Source organism: Nonomuraea sp. 3-1Str, assembly GCF_031570565.1.
Taxonomy (GTDB): domain Bacteria; phylum Actinomycetota; class Actinomycetes; order Streptosporangiales; family Streptosporangiaceae; genus Nonomuraea.
In genome coordinates this window covers 94,451-115,694 of the sequence record NZ_JALHBK010000001.1, presented here as the reverse complement: position 1 = coordinate 115,694, position 21,244 = coordinate 94,451, and the positions used below count along the sequence as shown (strand labels likewise).

The 21,244-nt window shown below is 70.2% G+C and carries 25 protein-coding genes and 1 tRNA gene; 18 read left to right on the top strand and 8 right to left on the bottom strand.

What is annotated here, in order from left to right:
• The first annotated feature begins 261 nt into the window (after positions 1-261).
• A complete protein-coding gene (locus MTP10_RS00665; RefSeq protein WP_310706944.1) occupies positions 262-687 on the top strand; it encodes a spore-associated protein A in 426 nt (141 codons plus the stop codon).
• Between the two features lie 392 nt (positions 688-1,079).
• Here the strand turns inward: MTP10_RS00665 and MTP10_RS00660 are convergent, their stop codons facing one another.
• Both MTP10_RS00660 and MTP10_RS00655 read right to left on the bottom strand, forming a co-directional pair.
• Positions 1,080-1,496, bottom strand: a complete 417-nt coding sequence (locus MTP10_RS00660; RefSeq protein WP_310706943.1) for an HIT family protein — start codon at positions 1,494-1,496, stop codon at positions 1,080-1,082.
• A 341-nt stretch (positions 1,497-1,837) separates the two neighbouring features.
• Complete coding sequence (locus tag MTP10_RS00655; RefSeq protein WP_310706942.1) at positions 1,838-2,377, bottom strand: histidine phosphatase family protein; 540 nt, start codon at positions 2,375-2,377, stop codon at positions 1,838-1,840.
• Between the two features lie 232 nt (positions 2,378-2,609).
• Here MTP10_RS00655 and MTP10_RS00650 point away from each other — a divergent pair, with 232 nt between their 5' ends.
• Complete coding sequence (locus tag MTP10_RS00650; RefSeq protein ID WP_310706941.1) at positions 2,610-2,756, top strand: hypothetical protein; 147 nt, start codon at positions 2,610-2,612, stop codon at positions 2,754-2,756.
• An 80-nt stretch (positions 2,757-2,836) separates the two neighbouring features.
• On the opposite strand, the gene MTP10_RS00645 is transcribed toward MTP10_RS00650, so the two are convergent.
• Positions 2,837-2,910: transfer RNA gene (locus MTP10_RS00645), tRNA-Gly, on the bottom strand.
• 140 nt (positions 2,911-3,050) lie between these two features.
• Between MTP10_RS00645 and dcd the strand changes: the two genes are divergently transcribed.
• The 3 genes from dcd to MTP10_RS00630 all read left to right on the top strand — a co-directional run bounded on the left by dcd (position 3,051) and on the right by MTP10_RS00630 (position 5,462).
• The gene (dcd, locus tag MTP10_RS00640) at positions 3,051-3,626 is read left to right on the top strand and encodes a dCTP deaminase (RefSeq protein ID WP_310706940.1); all 576 of its coding nucleotides are present in this window, start codon (positions 3,051-3,053) and stop codon (positions 3,624-3,626) included.
• Between the two features lie 208 nt (positions 3,627-3,834).
• Positions 3,835-4,452: a DUF47 family protein gene (locus MTP10_RS00635; protein WP_310706939.1), complete on the top strand. Its 618-nt coding sequence runs from the start codon at positions 3,835-3,837 to the stop codon at positions 4,450-4,452.
• A gap of 5 nt (positions 4,453-4,457) precedes the next feature.
• Positions 4,458-5,462, top strand: a complete 1,005-nt coding sequence (locus MTP10_RS00630; RefSeq protein WP_310706938.1) for an anion permease — start codon at positions 4,458-4,460, stop codon at positions 5,460-5,462.
• Here MTP10_RS00630 and mshD read toward each other — a convergent pair.
• Positions 5,428-6,360 carry a mycothiol synthase gene (mshD, locus tag MTP10_RS00625; RefSeq protein ID WP_310706937.1) on the bottom strand — a complete coding sequence of 311 codons (933 nt, stop codon included), beginning with the start codon at positions 6,358-6,360 and terminating at the stop codon, positions 5,428-5,430. The genes MTP10_RS00630 and mshD overlap by 35 nt on opposite strands.
• Positions 6,361-6,468: 108 nt before the next feature.
• On the opposite strand from mshD, the gene MTP10_RS00620 reads away from it, so the two are divergent.
• Complete coding sequence (locus MTP10_RS00620; protein ID WP_310706936.1) at positions 6,469-8,250, top strand: bifunctional metallophosphatase/5'-nucleotidase; 1,782 nt, start codon at positions 6,469-6,471, stop codon at positions 8,248-8,250.
• Positions 8,251-8,301: 51 nt separating this feature from the next.
• On the opposite strand, the gene MTP10_RS00615 is transcribed toward MTP10_RS00620, so the two are convergent.
• A complete protein-coding gene (locus MTP10_RS00615) occupies positions 8,302-8,994 on the bottom strand; it encodes a response regulator transcription factor (protein ID WP_310706935.1) in 693 nt (230 codons plus the stop codon).
• A gap of 175 nt (positions 8,995-9,169) precedes the next feature.
• On the opposite strand from MTP10_RS00615, the gene MTP10_RS00610 reads away from it, so the two are divergent.
• The 11 genes from MTP10_RS00610 to MTP10_RS00560 all read left to right on the top strand — a co-directional run bounded on the left by MTP10_RS00610 (position 9,170) and on the right by MTP10_RS00560 (position 16,775).
• Entirely contained in the window at positions 9,170-9,421 is a 252-nt protein-coding gene (locus MTP10_RS00610) for a MoaD/ThiS family protein (protein ID WP_310706934.1), read from the top strand.
• A gap of 86 nt (positions 9,422-9,507) precedes the next feature.
• Positions 9,508-10,182, top strand: coding sequence for a DUF2993 domain-containing protein (locus tag MTP10_RS00605; protein ID WP_310706933.1), 675 nt, complete (start codon positions 9,508-9,510; stop codon positions 10,180-10,182).
• Positions 10,183-10,331: 149 nt separating this feature from the next.
• Entirely contained in the window at positions 10,332-10,844 is a 513-nt protein-coding gene (locus MTP10_RS00600) for a sigma-70 family RNA polymerase sigma factor (protein ID WP_310706932.1), read from the top strand.
• Positions 10,844-11,689 (top strand): zf-HC2 domain-containing protein, encoded by an 846-nt coding sequence (locus MTP10_RS00595; protein WP_310707516.1) that lies wholly within the window; start codon positions 10,844-10,846, stop codon positions 11,687-11,689. Before MTP10_RS00600 ends, MTP10_RS00595 begins: the two co-directional genes overlap by 1 nt.
• A gap of 43 nt (positions 11,690-11,732) precedes the next feature.
• On the top strand, positions 11,733-12,191 hold the full coding sequence (locus MTP10_RS00590) for a thioredoxin family protein (protein WP_310706931.1): 459 nt from the start codon (positions 11,733-11,735) through the stop codon (positions 12,189-12,191).
• Between the two features lie 178 nt (positions 12,192-12,369).
• The gene (locus MTP10_RS00585) at positions 12,370-12,783 is read left to right on the top strand and encodes a DUF4395 domain-containing protein (protein WP_310706930.1); all 414 of its coding nucleotides are present in this window, start codon (positions 12,370-12,372) and stop codon (positions 12,781-12,783) included.
• A complete protein-coding gene (locus tag MTP10_RS00580; protein WP_310706929.1) occupies positions 12,780-13,619 on the top strand; it encodes a sulfurtransferase in 840 nt (279 codons plus the stop codon). The genes MTP10_RS00585 and MTP10_RS00580 overlap by 4 nt, the downstream gene beginning before the upstream one ends.
• Positions 13,616-13,918 carry a DUF1416 domain-containing protein gene (locus MTP10_RS00575; protein WP_310706928.1) on the top strand — a complete coding sequence of 101 codons (303 nt, stop codon included), beginning with the start codon at positions 13,616-13,618 and terminating at the stop codon, positions 13,916-13,918. The genes MTP10_RS00580 and MTP10_RS00575 overlap by 4 nt, the downstream gene beginning before the upstream one ends.
• A gap of 153 nt (positions 13,919-14,071) precedes the next feature.
• Positions 14,072-14,623, top strand: a complete 552-nt coding sequence (locus tag MTP10_RS00570) for a sigma-70 family RNA polymerase sigma factor (RefSeq protein ID WP_310706927.1) — start codon at positions 14,072-14,074, stop codon at positions 14,621-14,623.
• A complete protein-coding gene (locus tag MTP10_RS00565) occupies positions 14,620-15,363 on the top strand; it encodes a methylated-DNA--[protein]-cysteine S-methyltransferase (RefSeq protein ID WP_310706926.1) in 744 nt (247 codons plus the stop codon). Before MTP10_RS00570 ends, MTP10_RS00565 begins: the two co-directional genes overlap by 4 nt.
• Positions 15,364-15,557: 194 nt before the next feature.
• A complete protein-coding gene (locus tag MTP10_RS00560; RefSeq protein WP_310706925.1) occupies positions 15,558-16,775 on the top strand; it encodes a hypothetical protein in 1,218 nt (405 codons plus the stop codon).
• Between the two features lie 4 nt (positions 16,776-16,779).
• Here MTP10_RS00560 and MTP10_RS00555 read toward each other — a convergent pair whose 3' ends face one another.
• The 3 genes from MTP10_RS00555 to MTP10_RS00545 are packed head-to-tail and all read right to left on the bottom strand — an operon-like array spanning position 16,780 to position 19,012.
• Positions 16,780-17,706 carry a hypothetical protein gene (locus MTP10_RS00555; protein ID WP_310706924.1) on the bottom strand — a complete coding sequence of 309 codons (927 nt, stop codon included), beginning with the start codon at positions 17,704-17,706 and terminating at the stop codon, positions 16,780-16,782.
• Positions 17,707-17,714: 8 nt separating this feature from the next.
• On the bottom strand, positions 17,715-18,359 hold the full coding sequence (locus tag MTP10_RS00550) for a hypothetical protein (protein ID WP_310706923.1): 645 nt from the start codon (positions 18,357-18,359) through the stop codon (positions 17,715-17,717).
• Positions 18,356-19,012: a hypothetical protein gene (locus tag MTP10_RS00545; protein ID WP_310706922.1), complete on the bottom strand. Its 657-nt coding sequence runs from the start codon at positions 19,010-19,012 to the stop codon at positions 18,356-18,358. The genes MTP10_RS00550 and MTP10_RS00545 overlap by 4 nt, the downstream gene beginning before the upstream one ends.
• Before the next feature lie 177 nt (positions 19,013-19,189).
• On the opposite strand from MTP10_RS00545, the gene MTP10_RS00540 reads away from it, so the two are divergent.
• Positions 19,190-21,211, top strand: a complete 2,022-nt coding sequence (locus MTP10_RS00540; protein WP_310706921.1) for a hypothetical protein — start codon at positions 19,190-19,192, stop codon at positions 21,209-21,211.
• Positions 21,212-21,244: the final 33 nt, after the last annotated feature.

Below are 21,244 nucleotides of genomic sequence, written 5' to 3'. Positions count from 1 at the left end.
CATCCCGGGCCAGTCGGTGTAGCGGGTCATCTCTGGGTCGCTGGGCGAACGCGTGCACGGCTGCGTGATCACTGGCACGGAAGTCACGCAGCAGCAGCCGAGGCGTGGTCAGCTCCATGATCTTAAGTATGGGCGCGCCCAGAATGAGAGCCGCAGCCCGGAGTGCGGCTCTACGAAATGTCTAGCTTCGTCACCATGCATGGTGACGATCCGTTACGCTGCCCAGCGTCAAGTATGATCTTGAGAAGAGTGAGCCACACAATGCGTAGATTCAAACAGGCAGCGGTGTTCACGGTCGCCACGGCAGTCGCACTTGCCAGTTCCGTGGTGATGAGCAGCCCGGCAATGGCCGCGTCATCGCCGACCGCGGTGTGCGGCGGCGGCAGCTACCACGTCATCGACAGCCACGCCATCGGCGGGCTCGCCACGATTTACCTGCTCTACAACGGCAGCACCAACTGTGTGGTGACGTGGAAGAGCAGCAAGTACCAGGGCGGTTACACCCTTACGGGGGCCACCATCCAAAAGAAGGGTGGCAGCAAGATTAGTGACACCGGCTCCTACAAGATCTACGCCGGTCCCGTGAAGGTCAACGCTGCCGGCACCTGTGTCTCGTGGGGAGGCCATGCTTCGAACAGCGCCGGTGTTGGTGAGGGCTGGCAATCGAACTGGACTCACTGCGGCTGATCACCGAGACAGGTCGTCATTTCAACGTCGGGGTGACTCGGCCCCGGGTTCACCGGCGGAGTTGGTGGTCCGGCATCGCGCACCGACAGAGGCCTTCTGCCTAGGGTTGGCGGTATGAGCCAAGGCCCGGACGGGGATCGTGTCCCCGACCCGGGCCTTTGTGTATGGAGCGGGTGACGGGAATCGAACCCGCGCTGTCAGCTTGGGAAGTCTTTCAAGATCACACCATCTGACCAGGGAAAACGCTGACCTGGGCAGATGTCGGTCGAGTGGCCGTGAGTTCCCGCGACTCCCCGTTGATCACCGTATGAACGGGCACGCAACGGGCACGGGGCCTGCGTATGGCGCTACGTTCGGGCGGCGGCCATGTCAGCAGGCTGGTCGCGCTGTGGTCAAGTCTGACTGCGAATCTCCTCTGCCAAGCCCGCAAGCGATTCGACCGGCAATTCGGTCTCTGTCCAAGGGGGAGTGAGGTCGGTGAGCGTGTAGCGGGGAACCACGTGGATGTGGAAATGGAAGACGCTCTGCCACGCCGTTTCGCCGCTCGCGTGCCAGAGGTTGATGCCAGGCGCACGAAGAGCCTGAGTTAGTTGGCGAGAGACATGAGCGGCAGTTCGCATGACCTGCGCTGCCTCATCGGGCGAGATCTCTGAAAGGTCCCTGTGGTGCTTTCTCGGCACGACCAAGCTGTGGCCTTTGGTGACCTGGGCGATGTTTAGAAACGCAATGGCGTGATCATCTTCATGGATTGTCTGTGAGGGTTCGTCTCCTGCGATGATTCTGCAGAAGACACAGGCGTTCGCGGCCATATCGGATGCCTTCGTAGTCGCGGCCGATAGTGATCACGAAGTTTCGCCAAAATGCTCGTGCTGAGGCAAGCCGGTACCCGGCCGATACTCGCGGGACGCGTATACCCAGCCGCCACCTGATCATCCCGGCTGCCGTCGACCTCGGCCCGCTCGGCTTGTCCCGGGTCGATGGTGGGTGGGATGATCAGGCTTCCACCTCAGCCACCAACGGCCCCTTCCCTGGCACGGCGATCATCCCGGAGCCGGAGCGCCCCCGCCGGAGGCTGGGGTTTCGTTGAATCGAATGAGTGTCCATCTGGGAGGCGGCCACTGTGTCGGGTCCTGGTCGGTAACCCATTCTGTTATCGAGGCAGGCAACACCTTGAGATCGAAGGACCGGTAGACCGGGAGCAGCCCCAGGGCGTTGACGAGATTTCGACCGTCTCGGCGTGGCCAACCAGGATGATGGTTTCGCCGCGGTGGCGGTGGGCGATATCGGTGATGGTGCGGCTGGTGCGTGTCACCATCTCGGCCCAGGTCTCATTGCCTTTCTGCCAGGGGCGGTAGATGCCGCCGCCTTCGATGTCGAGGCGCCGGAATTCCGCGTGGGTGAGTCCGTCTGCCTCTGGCGGCGTGTGCCAAGTGCAGAGCCCGCAGTCTTGTGATGAGGGTAGGCCGCTGACCGTTGCGATTGCTGCGGCTGTTTGTACGGCTCGCGGCAGGGGTGAGGAGTAGATCGTCGTCTTGTCGCTGCCGATTTCAGCGGTGATCTGCCGGCCGAGTCGTGCGGCTTGTTGGCGTCCGGCATCGCTGAGGCCGCGGCATCCTTTGGGGCCGCCTATCACGCCTTCTCTCTTGTGGAGGGAGTCCCCGTGGCGCACGAAGAACAGACGTGTTCGCATGTGGTGGATCATGCCAGAGGGTTGGTAGTTGAACACCTGTGGTTTGCTGCGCTGAACGACGAAGGACCAAGGATTGGGGCGGCGGTGCGGCGCTGAGGTCGGCGTGTTTGTTGGGTACGGCGGGTGTGCGGTGCGGTGACGGCCCGGGCCGCCGCCGTCCGGGACCGGCCCCCCCAAGCCGTACACCGGCAACACTCTCGCCGCCCAGTCCGGGGCGACGCTCCGTGACCTGATGAGCCGCATGGGCCACTCCACGACACGGGCCGCGTTGATCTACCAGCACACCGCGATGGAGCGGGACAGAGCCATCGCCGACGCCCTCGGAAGGCTCGCCGAGGAGGCCCTGAGCAAGCAAGATCCCGACGGATCGGGCACGTAACGGGCACGGAAGATCGAAGGCAAGCCCGTGAAAATCAAAGGCCAGGTCGGGAAGCAAGCCCTGACCTGGCTTTTCGTTCGTGGAGCGGGTGACGGGAATCGAACCCGCGCTGTCAGCTTGGGAAGCTGATGTTCTGCCATTGAACTACACCCGCATCGGCCGAAGCCGCGGTCCCACTGTAGCGGAAACCCAGCCCACTTCAACAAGCCCGCACACGCCGGAAGCGAGCCGGTACAAGGCAGGAGCAGGCCCGCACACGGTAGGAGCGAGCCCGTACACGGTAGGTTGCTCCACGTGCTGCTCTCTGACCGTGACATCCAGAACGAGATCGACTCGGGACGGCTGGCGCTCGAACCGTTCGATCGGGACATGATCCAGCCGTCGAGCATCGACGTGCGGCTCGATCGGTTCTTCCGGGTCTTCGAGAACCACAGGTACCCGCACATCGATCCCTCGACCGAGCAACCGGACCTGACGCGCATGGTGGAGCCGGACGGGGACGAGCCGTTCATCCTGCACCCGGGCGAGTTCGTGCTGGCTTCGACGTACGAGGTCATCACGCTCCCCAGCGATCTGGCGTCCAGGTTGGAGGGGAAGAGCTCGCTGGGGCGGCTGGGGCTGCTGACGCATTCGACGGCCGGGTTCATCGATCCGGGGTTCAGCGGGCATGTGACGCTGGAGCTGTCGAACGTGGCGACTCTGCCCATCAAGCTGTGGCCCGGGATGAAGATCGGGCAGCTCTGCGTGTTCCGGCTCAGCTCGCCGGCGGAGCATCCGTACGGGTCGGAGAAGTACGGCTCCCGGTACCAGGGACAGCGGGGGCCGACGCCGTCCAGGTCGTTCAAGGACTTCCATCGGACGCGGATCTGACCAGGCTGGCGGTACGGGAGGAAACTCACGAAGATGGTGACCGTACGGCAAACAAGTCCCCAGCGAGATGGCCCCCGGACCGACAGGTTCCCCGGTGTCGCAGAGCATACGGAGGGTAGCGACTAGGAGAAGGGGACATGAAGTTCGCATTTCGCCTGGTAAGCCGTACTCTCTTCCACGGACCATCCCCGCACATCTGGAGAACGACGTGCGCCTGCGTCTCACGCCACGTGAGGACAGCTACTACGACCTGTTCGCCGACTCGGCGAACAACCTGGTCACGGCCTCCCGTCTGCTGGTTGAGATCATCAGTGACGGGTCGGACAGGGAAGCCCTGGCCGAGAAGATGCGCGCCTGCGAGCATGCCGGCGACGACCGCACGCATGCGATCATGAACCGGCTCAATGAGAGCTTCATCACGCCGTTCGACCGCGAGGACATCTACCGCCTCGCCTCGAACCTCGACGACGTGATGGACGCCATGGAAGCGGCCTCCGACCTCATCGTCCTCTACCAGATCGACCACCTCCCCAAGGACGTCGTGCGTCAGGTCGAGGTGCTGGAGCGGGCGGCCGAGCTGACCGCCGAGGCGATGCCGCGCCTTCGCTCGATGAAGAACCTCAACGAGTACTGGATCGAGGTCAACCGCCTGGAGAACCAGGGTGACCAGGTCTACCGCCGGCTGCTGGCCAAGCTGTTCAGCGGCGAGTACGACGCGTTGACGGTCATGAAGATGAAGGAGGTCATCGACGCCTTGGAGGAGGCGGCCGACGCCTTCGAGCACGTGGCCAACACCGTCGAGTCGATCGCGGTCAAGGAAAGCTAGGCCCCGTGGACCTCACGCTCGCCCTCGTCATCGGCGTGGTCGTCGTGGCGCTGGCCTTCGACTACACCAACGGCTTCCACGACGCGGCGAACGCCATCGCGACCTCGGTCTCGACCCGCGCCCTCACCCCCAGGGCGGCGCTGTTCATGGCCGCGGCGATGAACTTCATCGGCGCCCACCTCGGCACGCAGGTGGCCCAGACCGTCGGCAAGGGCATCATCGACGCGCCACAGGGCTCGCACGGGCTGGTCATCGTGGCGTCGGCCCTGGTCGGCGCGATCGTCTGGAACCTCATCACCTGGTACTTCGGCCTGCCCTCCTCCTCCAGCCACGCGCTGATCGGCGGCCTCGTGGGCTCGGCGCTGGCCTCGGCCAGCGTCGTCCACTGGGACGGCGTGCTGGAGAAGGTCGTCGTCCCCATGATCCTGTCCCCGCTGCTCGGCTTCACGCTGGCGGCCGCGATCATGATCGGGATCTACTGGATCTTCCGGCACGCGCAGCCGGGCAAGACCAACCGCGGTTTCCGCTACTCCCAGACCGTCTCGGCCGCCGCCATGGCGCTCGGCCACGGCCTGCAGGACGCGCAGAAGACGATGGGCGTGATCTTCCTGGCGCTCGTGGTCGGCGGCTACGCCGGGGAGCAGGACCCCATTCCGCAGTGGGTCATCATCTCCGCGGCGAGCGCGATCTCCCTCGGCACGTACGCCGGAGGCTGGCGCATCATGCGCACGCTCGGCCGGCGCATCATCGCCCTCGACCCGCCGCAGGGCTTCGCGGCGGAGGCGGCGGCGGCGACGGTGCTCTACACCGCGGCGATCGGGTTCGGCGCGCCCATCTCCACGACCCACACCATCACCAGCGCCATCATGGGCGTCGGCTCGACCAAGCGGCTGTCGGCCGTGCGGTGGGGCGTGGCGGGCAACATCGTGACCGGCTGGATCCTCACGATCCCGGCCGCGGCGCTGGTGGCCGCTCTCACCTACTTCGCTCTGCACTGGGTGGTGGAGTAGCGGCGTACATGACGTCGGCGTCCCAGCGCGCGAACCCCTGCGCCTCGTACAGCCTGATCGCGGCCGTGTTCGTCTCGTCCACGTAGAGCATCGCCTGCGCGAGCCCGCGCGAGCGCAGGTGGCTCAGTCCGGCCAGCGTGAGCGCCTTGCCGAGGCCGGTGCCCTGCTGGGAGGGGTCGACGCCGACGACGTACACCTCGCCGAGCGGCTCGTGCCCGTGGTCGGAGGATCCATGGATCTTCGTCCAGTGGAACCCCACGAGCCGCTCGCCCCGTACGGCCAGGAAGAACCCGGCGGGGTCGAACCACGGCTCCCGCTCCCGCCTGAGCAGGTCGTCCAGGGTCCACGCGCCCTGCTCGGGGTGGTGGGCGAAGGCCGCGGCGTTGACCTTGAGCCACTCCTCCTCGTCCTGGCCGGGCCTGAACGCCCGTAGCCCCACCCCGTCGGGCAGCGTGTACGGCGCCAGCGGGGCGTACAGCGACCGGCGCATCTGCCAGAGGGACCGCACCCGCCGGAGCCCCAGGGAGGCGGCGAGGGCCCCGGCTCCGTCGTGGTCGCCGTGCGCCCACAGCCGCAGCCGCCCGCCGGCCTCGCCGAGCACGGCCCCCAGCAACCGCCGGCCGTGCCCCTGGCGGCGGTGGGCGGGGTGGACGACGAGCTCACCGCTCGGCCCCTCGACCTCGTCGGTGGGGTCCACGTGCGCGTACCCGGTCAGGACGTCGCCCGCGTACAGCAGCACCGACCGCGCGTGCGGGTCGCCGCCGTAGCGCAGGTGGAGCATGACGTGCTCATTGAGCGGGCGGACGCCGTCGGCCTCCGTCGCCGCCTCGACGAGCGAGAGCACCTCGGTGATTTCCTGGTCAGAGAGCCGTTGCCGGACTTCCACGCGTGCCGTCACAGATCGAACTCTAGGCGTACGACTGGCAAAACACGCCATGACACCGGCGGGTGAATCGTTACCTTTGCGACATTGGCCGCAAAGCTTCGCACCGTAACGTCTTGGGCCATGATGTCTCGTTCCCTCCTCCGGCTCGCGGTGGCCGGAGCCGTCGCCACCGCCTCGGCCCTGCTGGCCGCGGTCCCGGCGGACGCGAAGCAGGCCCCCCGGACGGTTCCCGTCCGTCTGCTCGCCCTCAACGACTTCCACGGCAACCTCGAACCCCCCACGGGCTCCTCCGGACGCATGGTCGACGAGACCGGCGCGACGGTGGAAGCCGGCGGAGCCGCCTACATCGCCACCCACATGAAGGCCCACACCGACAAGAACACGATCGCGGTGGCCCAGGGCGACCTCATCGGCGCCACCCCGCTCATCTCCGCGGCCTACCACGACGAGCCGTCGGTCGAGTTCCTCGGCAAGCTCGGGCTGAAGGTCGCCGCGGTCGGCAACCACGAGTTCGACGAGGGCTACGCCGAGCTGCGGCGCATCATGAAGGGCGGCTGCCACCCGGTCGACGGCTGCTCGCCCGCCGGGGAGTGGAAGGGCGCCCAGTACGACTACGTGGGCGCCAACGTCCTGTTCAAGAACCGCGGGGAGAAGACCGACGCGCTGGCGGCGCTCGGCGAGCAGCCCGCGGTCCGGAAGCTGCTGTCCGACTGGGGCGTTCCCGCGCTGCCGCCGGTCAGCGTCAAGTGGATGAACGGCGTGCCGGTCGGCTTCATCGGCCTGGTCACCCAGACCACGCCGGGCATCGTCACGGCCGAGGGCATCAAGGACCTCAAGTTCGTGGACGAGGTCAAGGCCGCGAACGTCGCCTCCAAGGTGCTCAAGGTCCTCGGCGTCAAGGCCCAGGTCGTGCTCGTCCACGAGGGCGACCAGGTCAACGCCGGGCAGTCGCCCGACGCGTGCAGCGCCGTCCCCGGAGCCGGCAACCGCATCGCCACGCAGGTCGACCCCGAGATCGACGTGGTGCTCAGCGGTCACTCGCACCAGGCGTACCTGTGCAAGGTCAAGGACCCGGCCGGCCAGGACCGCCTCTACTCGCAGGGCGGCTCGTTCGGCCGCGTCATCACGCAGGTGGACCTGAACGTGGACGTCCGCACGCGGGACGTCGTGCGCTCCTCGGTCGTGGCGGACAACCACGTCGTGACGCGCACGGTCGAACCGGACCGGGATATCTCGGACTTCGTGAAGGCCTGGAAGGACCGGGTCGCGCCGGTCGCCAACAAGCCCGTGGGCCGCATCACGGCCGACATCCCGAACACGGGCGGGCCGAGCGGCGAGACGCCGCTGGGCGACCTCATCGCCGACGCGCAGCTCGCCGCCACCAGGACCGGCGGCAACGCGCAGGTCGCGCTCATGAACCCGGGCGGCGTCCGCGCGCCCCTCACCTACGCGGGCTCGCCGGCCGGCGAGGGCCCCGGCGTCGTGACGTACGGCGAGGCGTTCACCGTCCAGCCGTTCAACAACCTCATGCAGGTGGTCACGCTGACCGGCGCGCAGCTCAAGACGGTGCTGGAGCAGCAGTTCACCGGTGGGCCCAACAACCAGGCGTTCACCAAGATCCTCCAGCCCTCGGCGAACCTGACCTACACCTACAGCACGTCCGCCCCGTGGGGCTCGAAGGTGTCGGACATCCGCATCGACGGCGCCCCCGTCACGGACACGCAGCAGATCCGCGTCGCGGCCAACAACTTCCTGGTCGGCGGCGGTGACGCGTTCCTCGCCTTCAAGGACGGCACGGACCTCTGGAGCGGGCCGCTGGACATCGACGCGTTCGTCGACCACCTCGGCAAGGACAACCCGATCGCCCCGCCCGCCACCGACCGCATCACGGTGACGAGCTGACCCACCGCTGAGGCCCGCCCACCGAATGGGCGGGCCTCAGCCATGTCAGGGTCAGACGTGGGCCGGGTCGGTACGGTCCGGGACGAAGCGATACCCGACGTTGCGGACCGTGCCGATCAGCGACTCGTACTCCGTGCCGAGCTTGGCCCGCAGCCGCCGCACGTGGACGTCCACCGTCCGCGTGCCGCCGAAGTAGTCGTACCCCCACACCTCCTGCAGCAGCTGCGCCCGGGTGAAGACCCGGCCGGGGTGCTGGGCGAGGTACTTGAGCAGCTCGAACTCCTTGAACGTCAGGTCGAGCACCCGCCCGCGCAGCCGGGCCGTGTAGGTGGCCTCGTCGATGGACAGGTCGCCGCTGCGGATCTCGTCGGGCACGTCCTCGCCGCCGGCCTGCGAGATGCGGCCGGTCGCCATGCGCAGCCGCGCCTCGACCTCGGCCGGTCCGGCGCTGTCGAGCAGCACGTCGTCGACGCCCCACTCGGCGGTCATCGCGGCGAGCCCGCCCTCGGTGACGACCACCAGCAGCGGGCAGTCGATGCCCGTGGTGCGGATGAGCCGGCACAGGCTCTTGGCGTGGACGAGCTCCTTGCGGGCGTCCACGAGCACGGCGTCCACCGGTGGCGCGTCGATGAGAGCGGACGCCTCCGCGGGGGAGACACGGACCGAGTGGAGCAGCAGCCCCAGCGCCGGAAGCACCTCGGAGGACGGCTCGAGGGCGTTGGTCAGCAGGAGCAGGTTGCTCATTTCGGCCTCCTCAAACGCGCAAGGACCCGGGGGCTACATCGCCCAGGTCCTGTAGGGGAGGATAACCCACGCGAATGTCGCGTCCATTGGGCGTCCATCAGATGAACAGCGTTTTACCTGCGACGACGGTGTTAAGGATGTCGCACAATGGCGGAACTACGAGTATGAGGTTGCCATGGCCACTGGAAAAGTGCGGTATTGGGCCGCGGCGAAGGAAGCGGCCGGTGTCGCCGAGGAGCCGTTCGAGGCGGCGACACTCGGCGAACTCATGACGAACATCACACGGGATCGCGCCGAACTCGCCCGGGTGGTGAGCCGTTCCTCCTTCCTCGTGGACGGCTCTCCGGTCGGCAAGCGCCCGCATGACGCCGTGGTCCTCAGCGAGGGGGCGACGGTCGAGGTGCTGCCGCCCTTCGCGGGCGGATGACGACTTCGCGGTGAGCACGCGGCCCGGCGGGGAAGGGGCATTGCAGTCGATAAGCTCATGATCCGTGGCCTGAGACAGGGAGCCCGATGCGCAAGCTGCTCGTTTTCCTGATCGTGCTGGGAGTCCTCCTCGCCGTCGTCGACCGGGTGGCGGTCGCGGGCGTGGAGCGGGACCTGTCCAACCGGATCGCGGCCTCCGCGGACCTGGACCGGCAGCCGGAGGTGTCGATCGAGGGCATCCCGTTCCTCACGCAGGCCGTCTCGGGCCGCTACCCGGAGGTGCGCTTCGATCTGGGCACGCTCACCTACGGCGGCGTGCCGGTGAAGAACCTCCAGGGCGTCGCCTACGACGTGACGGCGCCGCTCGCCGACGTGATCCAGAACCGGGCCGACGTCAGGGCCGGACGGCTGACCGTCCGGGGCACCCTGACCAGGGCGACGATCGACAAGTACGCGCCCAAGGGCGTCAAGATCAGCGGGAACGGCTCGCGGCTCGTCGCCTCGGGTGAGGTGGCGGTGGGCGTGACCAAGGTCAAGTTCGACGCCGAGATGCAGGTCGAGGTGGCCGACGGCGGCATCCTGCTGCGGGCGCAGAAGATCGAGGGGGTGCCCGACACGCTCGCCAAGCTGGTCAGTTACACGATCCCGTTCAAGGGCGATCTGCCGTTCGACGTGAAGGTGACGGGGGTGCGCAATGTGGCGGACGGGCTGGAGTTCACGGCCGAGGCGAGGGACGTGCCGCTCAGCGGCCAGAAGCTGTGACCCGGCGCCGGCGCCCGGCGGGCTGACCGCCGGGGGAGCCGCCTCCGGGAGAGGGCCCGGTGGACGGCTCGTCGTGGGATGACGACGCGGCGCGTGACGGACTTCCGCGCGGCGTTGAACCGGCCCGCCCGCCCGTACGTGATGAGGGCGTGAGTCCAGCAGGCACCGCCGACGAGGAGCTCGTGCGGACCCTTTTCGACGAGCACGCCGGGCCGCTCTACGGTTACGTGCTGCGACTGACCGGCGACGCCGGACGGGCGGAGGATGTGGTGCAGGAGACGTTGCTGAGGGCGTGGCGACACCCCGACGCGCTGACCGACCGGCCCATCCGCGCCTGGCTGTTCACCGTCGCCCGCAACCTCGTGGTCGACCAGCACCGCGCGCGCCGGTCGCGCCCGCAGGAGACCGGCGACGAGGCGCTGGCCGTCGTCCCCGCGGACGACGAGCTGGAGCGGGCGGTCGAGTCGTGGGCCGTGGCGGAGGCGCTGGCCGCGCTGCGGCCCGAGCACCGCGAGGTGCTGTTGGAGGTCTACTACCGGGGGCGATCGGTGAAGGAGGCGTCGGCCACGCTGGGCATACCGCCCGGCACGGTCAAGTCGCGCACCTACTACGCGCTGCGGGCGCTGAAGCTCGCCCTGGAGGAGCGGGGGCTGGCGCCGTGATGACGTGCGAGGAGGCGCGGATCGCGCTGGGAGCCCACGCCCTGGGCGCGCTGGAGCCGGACGAGGCGCTGGAGGTCGACGCCCACCTGGCGGGCTGCGAGGCGTGCGGCGCCGAGCTGGTGGAGCTGGAGGGCGTGTCGGCGTTCCTGGAGAAGGTCTCCGAGCGGGACGTGCAGCTGGTGACCAGCCCGCCGCGCCAGGTGCTCGACCGGCTGCTGAACGCGCGCGTCAAGCGCCGCCGCAGAGGGCGGATGCTGATGGTGGTGGCCGCCTCCGCGGCGGCGATCGTCGCGGGCGGCGGCGTGTGGACGGCCGTCGTGAACCAGCCGGGTACGACGGCGTCGGCCCCGGCGTCCCGGCCCGAAGAGGGCGCGTCGAGAGCTCGTGACGCCGCCCCCTCGGCGAGTGTCGCCCCGCGCGCGAAGGCGACCGAGGAGCCGCGGGCCAAGGCGCGGGACGACCAGCCGAGGGTGCTGGCCGAGACCCGTCCGGAAGCGAGCGGGTCGCCTGAACCGGACCGCCGGTCCGCCGCCGAGCAGGAGTTCTCCGGCCAGAACAGGTCCACCGACGCCTACGCGAGCGTGGCGGCGTTCCCCGGCACGCACGGGACGGGGATCTCCGTGCGCGTGTCCGGGGTGCCGACCGGCACGACGTGCCGGCTCGTCGTGGTCGGCCGGGACGGGCGGCGCGACGTCACGGACGGCTGGACGGTCAACCGGGCGAGCTACCAGGACAAGCCGGTCTTCGCCGGCCGGACGTGGATCCCGATGGGCGACATCGCGCGGTTCGACGTGATGGACGTCTCCTCGAACCGGGTGCTGGTCACCGTCAAGGTGCCGAACTGAGGCGGGCGGAAGGAATCCGGGGCCGCCGTGGTTGCACCTGGCGATGACAGGCGTGTGGGTGGTGCTGGCCGTGCTGGCGCTCGGTACGGGGATCGGGGTGGTACGGCTGCGCCGCGACGGACGCATGCGCGACAGGGCCGGCGACCGGCTCACCGCCGACGTGCTGGGAGTGCCCCTGGGGCCGAGGGCGACGCTCGTGCAGTTCTCCACCGCGTTCTGCCAGCCGTGCCGCGCGACGCGGCGGATCCTGGCGGACGTGAGCGCGCTCGTGCCGGGGGTCGCGCACGTCGAGATCGACGCGGAGTCACGCCTGGACCTGGTGCGGGAGCTGGACATCCTGCGCACGCCGACGGTCCTCGTCCTCGGCCCGTCGGGGGACATCGTGAAAAGGGCCTCCGGCCAGCCGCGCAAGGCCGACGTGCTGAGCGCCCTCGCCATCGCCGTGCCACCGGGCGAAACGCCCTCCGGGACGCCGTCGTCTCAGGAATCGGACGAGATGTGACAGATGGCGAGACGACGAGTAGTGTCGTCGGCATGAACCTTTCGACAGAGCTGCTGACGAAGCGGCGGGCAGTTGATTTCTGCCGCGTCGCTACCGCGCTCTGTCGCGCTGCCTGAGGACGGTCTCGCGCGGACTTCCGATCCGCCCCAATCCGACCCCCTTCAGGGAGCATCTCTCGATGCGTGCCGACCCTAGAGCGCTGCGCTTCGGCGCGGCCGTCACCACCCTGGTCCTCGCTCTCGTCCTCGTGACGGGTAGCGCCTGGCTGCTCGCCGCGCAAGCGGTGGTGTTCGCGCTGGGTGTGGCCGGTCGCTCGCCGTACGGGATGGTCTTCCGGGCGCTCGTCAGGAGCGCGCCGAAGGTGACGGAGGACGCCCGCCCGCCGCGTTTCGCGCAGGGGGTGGGGCTCGTCTTCGCGGTCGCGGGACTGGCCGGACTTCTCGCCGGGATCACGCCGCTGGCCCTCGGGGCCACGGCAGCGGCTCTCCTCGCCGCATTCCTCAACGCAGCCTTCGGACTCTGTCTCGGCTGCGAAACGTACCTGCTGATTCGCCGTCTATCGCCCGCCGCCACATGGGAGGTTCACCAATGAGCCGCGCCGCCGTCCTGGTGGATGCCGACTGGGTCGAGGCCAACCTCGACACGCCAGGTGTCGTTCTCGTCGAAGTCGACGAGGACACCAGCGCCTACGACAAGGGCCACATCCGTGGCGCTGTCAAGATCGACTGGAGGCAGGACCTCCAGGACCCCGTCCGCCGTGACTTCGTCGACAAGACCGGGTTCGAGACGCTGCTGTCAGAGCGTGGCATCTCCAACGACGACACCGTCGTGCTCTACGGCGGCAACAACAACTGGTTCGCGTCCTACGCCTACTGGTACTTCAAGCTCTACGGCCACGACAACGTCAAGCTGCTCGACGGCGGCCGCAAGAAGTGGGAGCTCGACTCCCGCGAGCTGGTCAAGGACGTCCCGCAGCGCGACAGGACGCAGTACGTCGCCCAGGACCAGGACGCCGCGATCCGCGCCTTCCGCGACGACGTCGTCTCGGCCATCGGCAAGCTCAACCTGGTCGACGTCCGCTCGCCCGACGAGTTCACCGGCAAGCTGCTCGCGCCCGCCCACCTGCCGCAGGAGCAGGCGCAGCGCGGCGGCCACGTGCCGACCGCCCGCAACATCCCGTGGTCCAAGGCGGCCAACGACGACGGCACGTTCAAGGCCGACGACGACCTGCGCGCCCTCTACCAGGAGGCCGGCGTCGACTTCGGCAAGGACACCATCGCCTACTGCCGCATCGGCGAGCGCTCGGCGCACACGTGGTTCGTGCTGCACGAGCTGCTCGACCAGGCCAACGTCAAGAACTACGACGGTTCGTGGACCGAGTACGGCTCGCTCGTGGGCGTGCCGATCGAGCTGGGGGAGGCCCGATGACCACCGCGCAGGGATGCGGAGCCCCGGAGCAGACGATCGCTCTGCCCGCCGGCATCGACCTGACCAACCAGGCTGTGATCCAGGGTGTGGTCACGGGCGTCGGCACGGCCTACGCCCGGCTGCTCGACCACTCCGGCGAGTTCACGGGTGAGGTCGTCGTGTCCGACGACGGCGTCTTCCGGTTCTTCGCCGCGCCGGGCGACTGGACCGTGCGCATCATCGCGGGCGGCGGCGTCACCCGCGACGTCCAGGTGGAGGCCAAGCTGGGCGAGGTCTCCCAGCTCGCCGTAGCCGTCTGAGCTCTTTGAACGCCGGCTGAGCCCGGTGAACGAAGGACCCGCGCCGACACCGGCGCGGGTCCTTCCGGCTTTCCGGCTCGACTTTCCGGCGAAACAGCGGGCGCCGGGTGCCACCGAACGGGTCGTGGCGGTGTTCGTGTAGATGTGAGTCATATGGAATGTCTCGACCCGGTGCAGAAGGCGCTGCTCGACGACCTCGACGCGGGCTTCGCCGAGCTGTACGGCGCCCACCGCGACGTCGTCTTCTCGACGGCGCTGCGGCTGAGCGGGCGCTGGGCCGACGCCGAGGACCTCACGGCCGAGACGTTCCTGCGCGCGTACCGGGCGCTGGCCGGCTACGACCGGGAGCGTGTCGCGGCACTGCGGACGCGTCCCTGGCTCCTGACCATCCTCATGAACATCTGGCGCAACTGTGCCCGCGCCAAGTCCCGCAAGCCGCCACCCGACCTCCGTGAGGAGCCCGTCGACGTCGTCGATGCCCGTGAGGGCGTCGAGGACGCGGCGGTGCGCCGCGAGACCGGCGAGGAGCTGGCGGGGCTGCTCGCGCTGCTGCCGGACGAGCAGCGCGCCGCGGTGGTGCTCCGGCACGTCGCCGACCTGCCGGTCAGCGAGATCGCCACGGTGCTGCGGATCCCGCAGGGCACGGTCAAGTCACACGTGTCGCGCGGGCTGAAGCGGCTGCGCGCGCTAGGAGGTGCCCGATGAACCAGGATCACCTGCTCGACGAACTCGCCGGTCTGGCCGTGGAGGCGCCCGCGGGGCTGCTCGACCGGATCGCGGCGCGCTGGACGGTGCTGCCGAGCCCGATCGGGGAGCTGTCCGTGGCCTGGACCGGGCAGGGCGTGGCCTACGTGCATCACGGCGACGGGTTCGCCGCGGCCTTCCGGTCACGGTTCGGCCGGCCGCTGGTGGCCGCCGCGAGGTCGCCGGCGGGGCTGGGGCCCGCGCTGCGCACCGGGCGGCTGTCGGGGCTGCCGCCCGATCTGGGGGGGCTGGGCGGCTTCCAGAGGGACGTGCTGCGGGCCGTCCAGGAGATCCCGCGCGGCGAGGTCAGGCCGTACGCGTGGATCGCGGCCCGTGCCGGCCGGCCCACGGCGGTGCGCGCGGTCGGCACGGCGCTCGCCCGCAACCCCGTGCCGCTGCTCATCCCCTGCCACCGCGTGACGCGCTCGGACGGGGTCGTGGGCGAGTACGTCTTCGGTGCGGCGGCCAAGGAGCGGCTGCTGCTGGCCGAGGGCGTGGACCTGGGGCGGCTCGGCGGGCTGGCCAAGGAGCGGGTGTTCTACCTGGCCAGTGACACCACGGGCGTGGTGTGCTTCCCGACCTGCCACAACGCCCGGCGCATCACGGCCGCGCACCGGCACGGCTTCCGCACGCTCGACGCGGCCCGCACGGCCGGGTACCGCCCGTGCCGCACGTGCCGTCCGGACGCCCTGGCCGGCTGAGCGCCGGCGGGGGCGGCCGGGGCGGGCTGGAGCGGGCTGAGGGCGGGCTGGGGGCGGTTGAGCGCGGGCTGGGGCTGCGGCGAAGGGGGCAGGCCGCTACGATTCACCAGATGTCAGGTTCGTCTGGTGTGGCGGCACCACCCCGACCTGCGCCTTCACCGGCCCGGAAGCTGCCGTCGCCGTTCTCGCTGCCCGTGCACGCTCTTCGCCTGCTCGGGCGCTGCGTGCTGCCACTCGTGCTGTGGTTCGCGGCGGGGGAGGCCGTCCGCTTCGCGCTGCTGTACGGCGCCACCGAGGTGGCCTACGGCGACTTCCGGCAGGTCCGGCTGGTGGCCACGATCACGCTGCTCACCCTGGTCGTCCTGGCGGCGCTGACCGTGGTCACGGGCATGCTGCACACCCTGCGCGGCGCCCTGTGGGAGATGCGCGCACGGACCGCCGAGGGCGCGGAGGACGAGCGGTTCTTCACCGCCCTGGACCGGGTCGCCCCCGCCTTCGCCGTGCTCTACATGGCCTGGGGCTTCCAGACGGAGGACGCCCGCGACCTCCAGCAGATGGACCTGTTCCACCACTTCTACGACATGACCGACGCCGCGTTCTTCGGCGAGAAGTCGAGCGTCGGCCGCAGCCTCCTCGACCTCGACTGGCGGGTGTCGGTCGGCACGATGGTGGTCGCGTTCGGGCTGAAGACGCTGTTCGCCCGGCTGGTGGAGAAGGGCGGCGGGCGTTTCTACGGCTTCGCCGCCGCGTTCTCCGAGTTCGCGTTCGTCTTCTACGGGCTCAACGCCACCGTGGCCGTCGCGGACGCGCGGTCGGAGTGGGTGGACCACCGCACCGTGGTCGTCGGCACCGAGAGCCTCTGGACGAAGGCGCAGGACGCCGTGCCCGTCCTGAAGGCCGTCACGACCTGGTTCGGCGAGGTGTGGCCGTTCCTCCTCGACTCCATCGCCATCCCGCTGGCCTGGCTGACCGTGGCGATGCTGGTGTTCGGCGCGTACGCCGACGACACCCGCACCATGGTCAGGGGGACCCGGTTCGAGCGCGGCATCGACCGCCTGGAGAGCAGCCACGACCTGACGAAGCGGTCGTTCGAGCGGGTCACCGGCGGGTTCCAGGAGCGCTGGGTGCCGCTGGTCAACTCCCTGCGACTGGTGATCAGGGGCGGGGCGCCGCTGTTCGGCATGATGTGCCTGTGCTACGTGGCCGTCGCGGTGGGCGCGCAGTACGCCGACCGGGCGGTCCGCACGCTCGTCGGGTCGGAGGTGGAGTGGGCGTGGGCCTACCTGGAGCCGCCGCTCTCCTTCGGCCGCGACCTGCTGGTGACCGTGGTCACCATGGCGCTGCTGGCCGCCACCTTCGACCTCGCCGCCACCCGGGCCCGCCTGCGCGGACAGGCGTTCACGACGGAGTGAGCCGCTAGCGCCGGAACCGCAGCACGTCCACGTCCGGCTTGGACGTCCTCCGCTTGAACAGGTCCTTGGTCGGCGTGTCGGCGCGGTAGCCGCTGGGCCGGAACGACAGCTCCACCTCGCCGGCCACCCCGGCGGGCACCACGGCGAGCCCCTCCAGCGCGTACTCCTTGCCGACCTCCAGCCGGTCGGTCGGCCGGTCGCCCGCCGCGAGCTCCACGACCCAGGTGCGGCCCGCGCGGTCCTGGAGCCGCACCTCGTCCGGCTTCGCGGTCATGGTGGCGCTGCCGGGGTCCACGACCTTCTCCGAGATGTCCACCTTGAGCCAGGCGACACTGTCGCCGTGCTTGCTGCCCGGCGGGGCCTCTGTGGGCGCGAGCGACGCCTTCCACTCGATGCCGTACACGGTGCCGGCCTGCCCGGGCGCCACCGGCACGAGGCGCGTCTCCGTGGACGCGACCTTCTCGTAGAACAGGTAGCCGTCGTACGTGGTCGCGCCCACGGCCACGGCGACGCTCACCAGCGCGGCGGCGGCCACCAGCAGGAGCCGGCCGCGCCTCCGGGGACGCGGCGCGGCCTCCCGGGGCGGGCCCTCCGGGGACGGGGCCTCCCGGGGCGGCGCCGGAGGGAGCTGAGGCGGGGGAGGAGGCGGGAGGGGCAGGCTGTCCGGTACGGCCGGCAGCGGCTGGGTGACCCCCTCGACGGGCTCCGGCGGCACCGGCGGCCACACCTGCCGGTCGGGCCAGATCCGCGACCCCGATCCGGGCCTCGGCCGCGCGGGCCGCAGCCCGCCTCCCTGACCGGGCGGGGCAGGCCGCGGCGGCATCCCCTGGGGTGGCATTCCCTGGGGCGGCGGTCCCTGGCCGTTCCGGGTCGCCCCGTTGGCGGGGCGGGGGTTGCGGGGCGCGAACCAGTCGCGGTCGTCTGCGCTCATGTGCCCGATCACTTCTTGACGAGGGAGTAGACGTCCTGGGGCTTGGCGGCGAGGTCGCGGGCGGCCTTCTCGTCGAGCCCCAGGTCGATCTCCACTTCCGGCTGGTACGGCTCGACCACGACCGACGGCGGCAGCCCGAACACCACCTTGGCCCCCGGCAGCGCCGAGGCGGGCACCTCGAAGAAGAACCGCCCGGTGACCCAGATGTCCGGCTGCACCCAGGTGGCGGCCATCGTGAGCGTGCCGTCCACCCGGTCGGTGGCGTCGAAGCGGTGGCCGTCGGCGGTCAGCAGCGTGGGCTGGCCGAGGTGGTACGGCTTGAGGCTGGACTTGGCGGCGGCGTTGACGACGAGGAACAGGTTGTCCGTCTCGACGGTCTCGGTGCTGCGGGTCTGGATCGCCCTGGTGACGGTGAAGGAGTCGAGCCGCACGTGGAAGCGCCGGGCGTCCACGTCCTGCCCCTTGTCGCCCGTGTACGTCAGCGGGGCCCCGGTGTCGTTCTCCGTCAGCGCGAGGGTCTGCAGGCCCACGGCGCCGCCGGCGAGGAGCAGGCCGAGCAGCGCGTTGAGCGCCCGCGAGCCGCCCCGCCCGGAGCCGGTGCGGCGGGCGCCCCGGCCGTCCGAGGCCGCCGCGCGGGGCTGGACGGCGGTCATGCCGTGGCGTCTTCCTGGACGGGCAGGGTCACCTGCGCCTTGACCTCGGGGACGAGCTTGTCCCCCTCGTCCTGGGTGATCATCGTCCACCTCTCGGACGGGTCGTTGAACCCGGCCACGTACTCGTACGAGCCCACGTCCAGCGTGACCTTCTCCGGCGGCTTCCGGCCCTCCTTGAGCTGGTACCGGACGATGACCGTGGTCTTGATCCCCGGGTGGAGCTGCCCGGTCTCGCCGCCCTTGGCCAGGGCGAAGGCGAACGGCCCGGAGTCGGCCGGGAAGGGCGGGCTGATCTTGACCAGCGAGCTGCCGAACGAGTCGCCGTAGCCGGCGTTCTCCTGACTCGGGGGCACGCCGACGGAGGCGGTGTCGTCGCCGCGGTTGGTCACCTCGAAGACCAGCTCCACGAACCGCTTGTCCTGGTCGAACTGCGTCTGGGCCTTCTCCAGCCGCACCCGCGACTCGACGAAGCGGGTGGCGAACCGGCCCTGGTCGAGCACGGCGCCCTTGCCGAGCTGGGGAGGGGCGTCCGGAGCCTCGCTGAGGCCGCCCGCGAGGGCGGTGACGCCGAGGGCCGTGACCAGCACCAGGGCCACCGCTGGCACCACGACCGGGCGCCTGGGCCTGCCGCTGCCGCCGGAGGGTTCGGTCATGGGTAAGGATGGTAATAGGTCACGCTTGTCCCATCCGCCGCTATCCTCCCAACGGGCCGGTCCAATTGCCGAGAACCCTGCCGTAGAAGGGGTTCTAGCTCATACGCTGTCACGGAGCGGGCGGGACAAGCCTCTACTACTAACGACATATCGCGGCCGGAGGGTCACGTGGTGGACGTGCATCCTGAGCATGCGCAGCTCCAGGCGGACCGCATCTACCTGGGCTGGCAGTACATCCTGCTGCACCCGGACCCCGGTCCGCCACCGAAACGCCCCTCGCCGGCCGAGGAGCCGCCGCCCGCGCGCCCCGACCCCGACGTGGCCCGCCGCAAGCGCATGCAGGAGGACATGCTCAACCGGCCGGTACGGGTCTTCCGGCTGTTCATGGTCGTGCTGACGCTGCTCATCCTCGCGCTGGCCGTGGCCGGCCTCCTCCAGTGGAAGTTCGCGTTGCTCGGCCTGGTCGCGGCCTGCGGCGTGGCGATCATCTGCAGCTACGCGCTCGTCCAGGGCGACCGGGCGGTCCGCTACCGGATCAGCGAGCAGCAGGCCCGCGATGACCGCCGGCGACAGGAACGTGACAAAGAGCTGTTCCGCGCCCAGGAGGAGCACGCCCAGCGCTACCGCGAGTGGCAGCGGCTCAAGGAGCGCCACGACCGCCAGCTGAGCTGGTACGCCGTCGCCGTGCCCGACGAGATCGACCGCATCGACGTCGCCGGTGGCACGCTGCCCGGCTGGTCGGCGCTCGTCACCCTGCTCGGCGCCACCCGCCTCTACAGCGGCGGCCACCTGACCGTGCTCGACCTGTCCGAGGGCGCCATCGCCAAGGACCTCGTCGAGCTGGCCCGCCGGGGCGGCGACGACCCCCTGGTCTGGGTGCTGCCCGTGGACCTGCCCCGCCTCGACCTGGGGGCCACCCTCAAGCCTGAGGCGTTCGCGGACGTGCTCGCCCACGTCGTCAGCGTCAGCGAGGAGCACCGCACCACCCGCGACCTCAGCTTCGACAACGCCATCCTGGAGCGCGTCCTGGAGGTCCTGGGCGAGAACGCCACGATCAGCCAGGTCACCGCCGCGCTGCGGGCCCTGGCCCAGGTCGGCGACCCGCGCGACGACCTCAGGTACGGGCTGATCACCGCGACCCAGCTCGAACGCATCGGCACGCTGTTCGGGCGCGGCGTCAGCGACCGCGTCGTCATCGAGCGGGCCTGGGCGCTGGAGTCACAGCTGCGCAAGCTGGAGACGCTGGGCACGGAGGCCGTGCGGCTGCCGCCCGCCCGGCTGCGGGTGGTCAGCATGGACCGGCAGGCCGGCGTTTTCGGCAACCGGGTGCTCGGCACGTACGTGGCGACCGCGCTCACCCACATCCTGCGGCAGTCGCCCGCCTCCGACCGGCCCTGGTACCACACGATCATCGTCGCGGGGGCCGACAAGCTCCGCGGCGACGTGCTCGACCGGCTCATGGACGCCTGCGAGACCTCCCGTACGGGGCTCGTGCTGACGTACCGGTCGCTGACCCCGCCCGTGCGGGAGCGGCTGGGGCGCGGCCACGCCGCGGTCGCGTTCATGCGTCTCGGCAACGCCGAGGACGCCCGGGTGGCGAGCGAGCACGTCGGCACCGAGCACCGGCTGGAGCTGGCCCAGCTCACCGAGACGATCAGCGAGTCGCTGCCCGGGGTGGACGGCGGCTACACCTCCACGATCGCCGAGGTCGAGGGCCGGCACGAGGAGCACGGCGACAGCGCCACCGACCTGGCCGAGGACATCACCGAGTCCACCGAGTGGGGCCGCACGACCGGCAAGATCGGCGAGAAGGAGCGGGTGCTCCAGCGCTCCCGCGAGTTCCTCGTCGAGCCGCACCAGCTCCAGCAGCTCCCCACCACCTCCGTCATCGTCACCGACGCCACCGCGCAGGGCCGGCGGGTCCGCCTCGCCGACGCCAACCCGGCCATCCTGACCTTCCCCAAGACGACGCTCGGCGAGCTGGACGACGTGCGCGACGCCGTGCTGGCCCTCGACGGCGAGCACGGGACCGAGGAGGGGCATCAGGAGGCCGAGCCGGAAGGCCGGCAGGGGACGCCGCAGCGCGGCGCCGGGCGGCCGAGCGAGCACGCGGGGACGCCCGGACGCGACGCCTCCGAACCGCCGCCGAACCTCGGTCCGCCCCCGCCACGCCTCGACTGGCGCAAGGGCAGGCAATGAGATGGTCAATGTCAAGGCGACGGGCTGACGGTC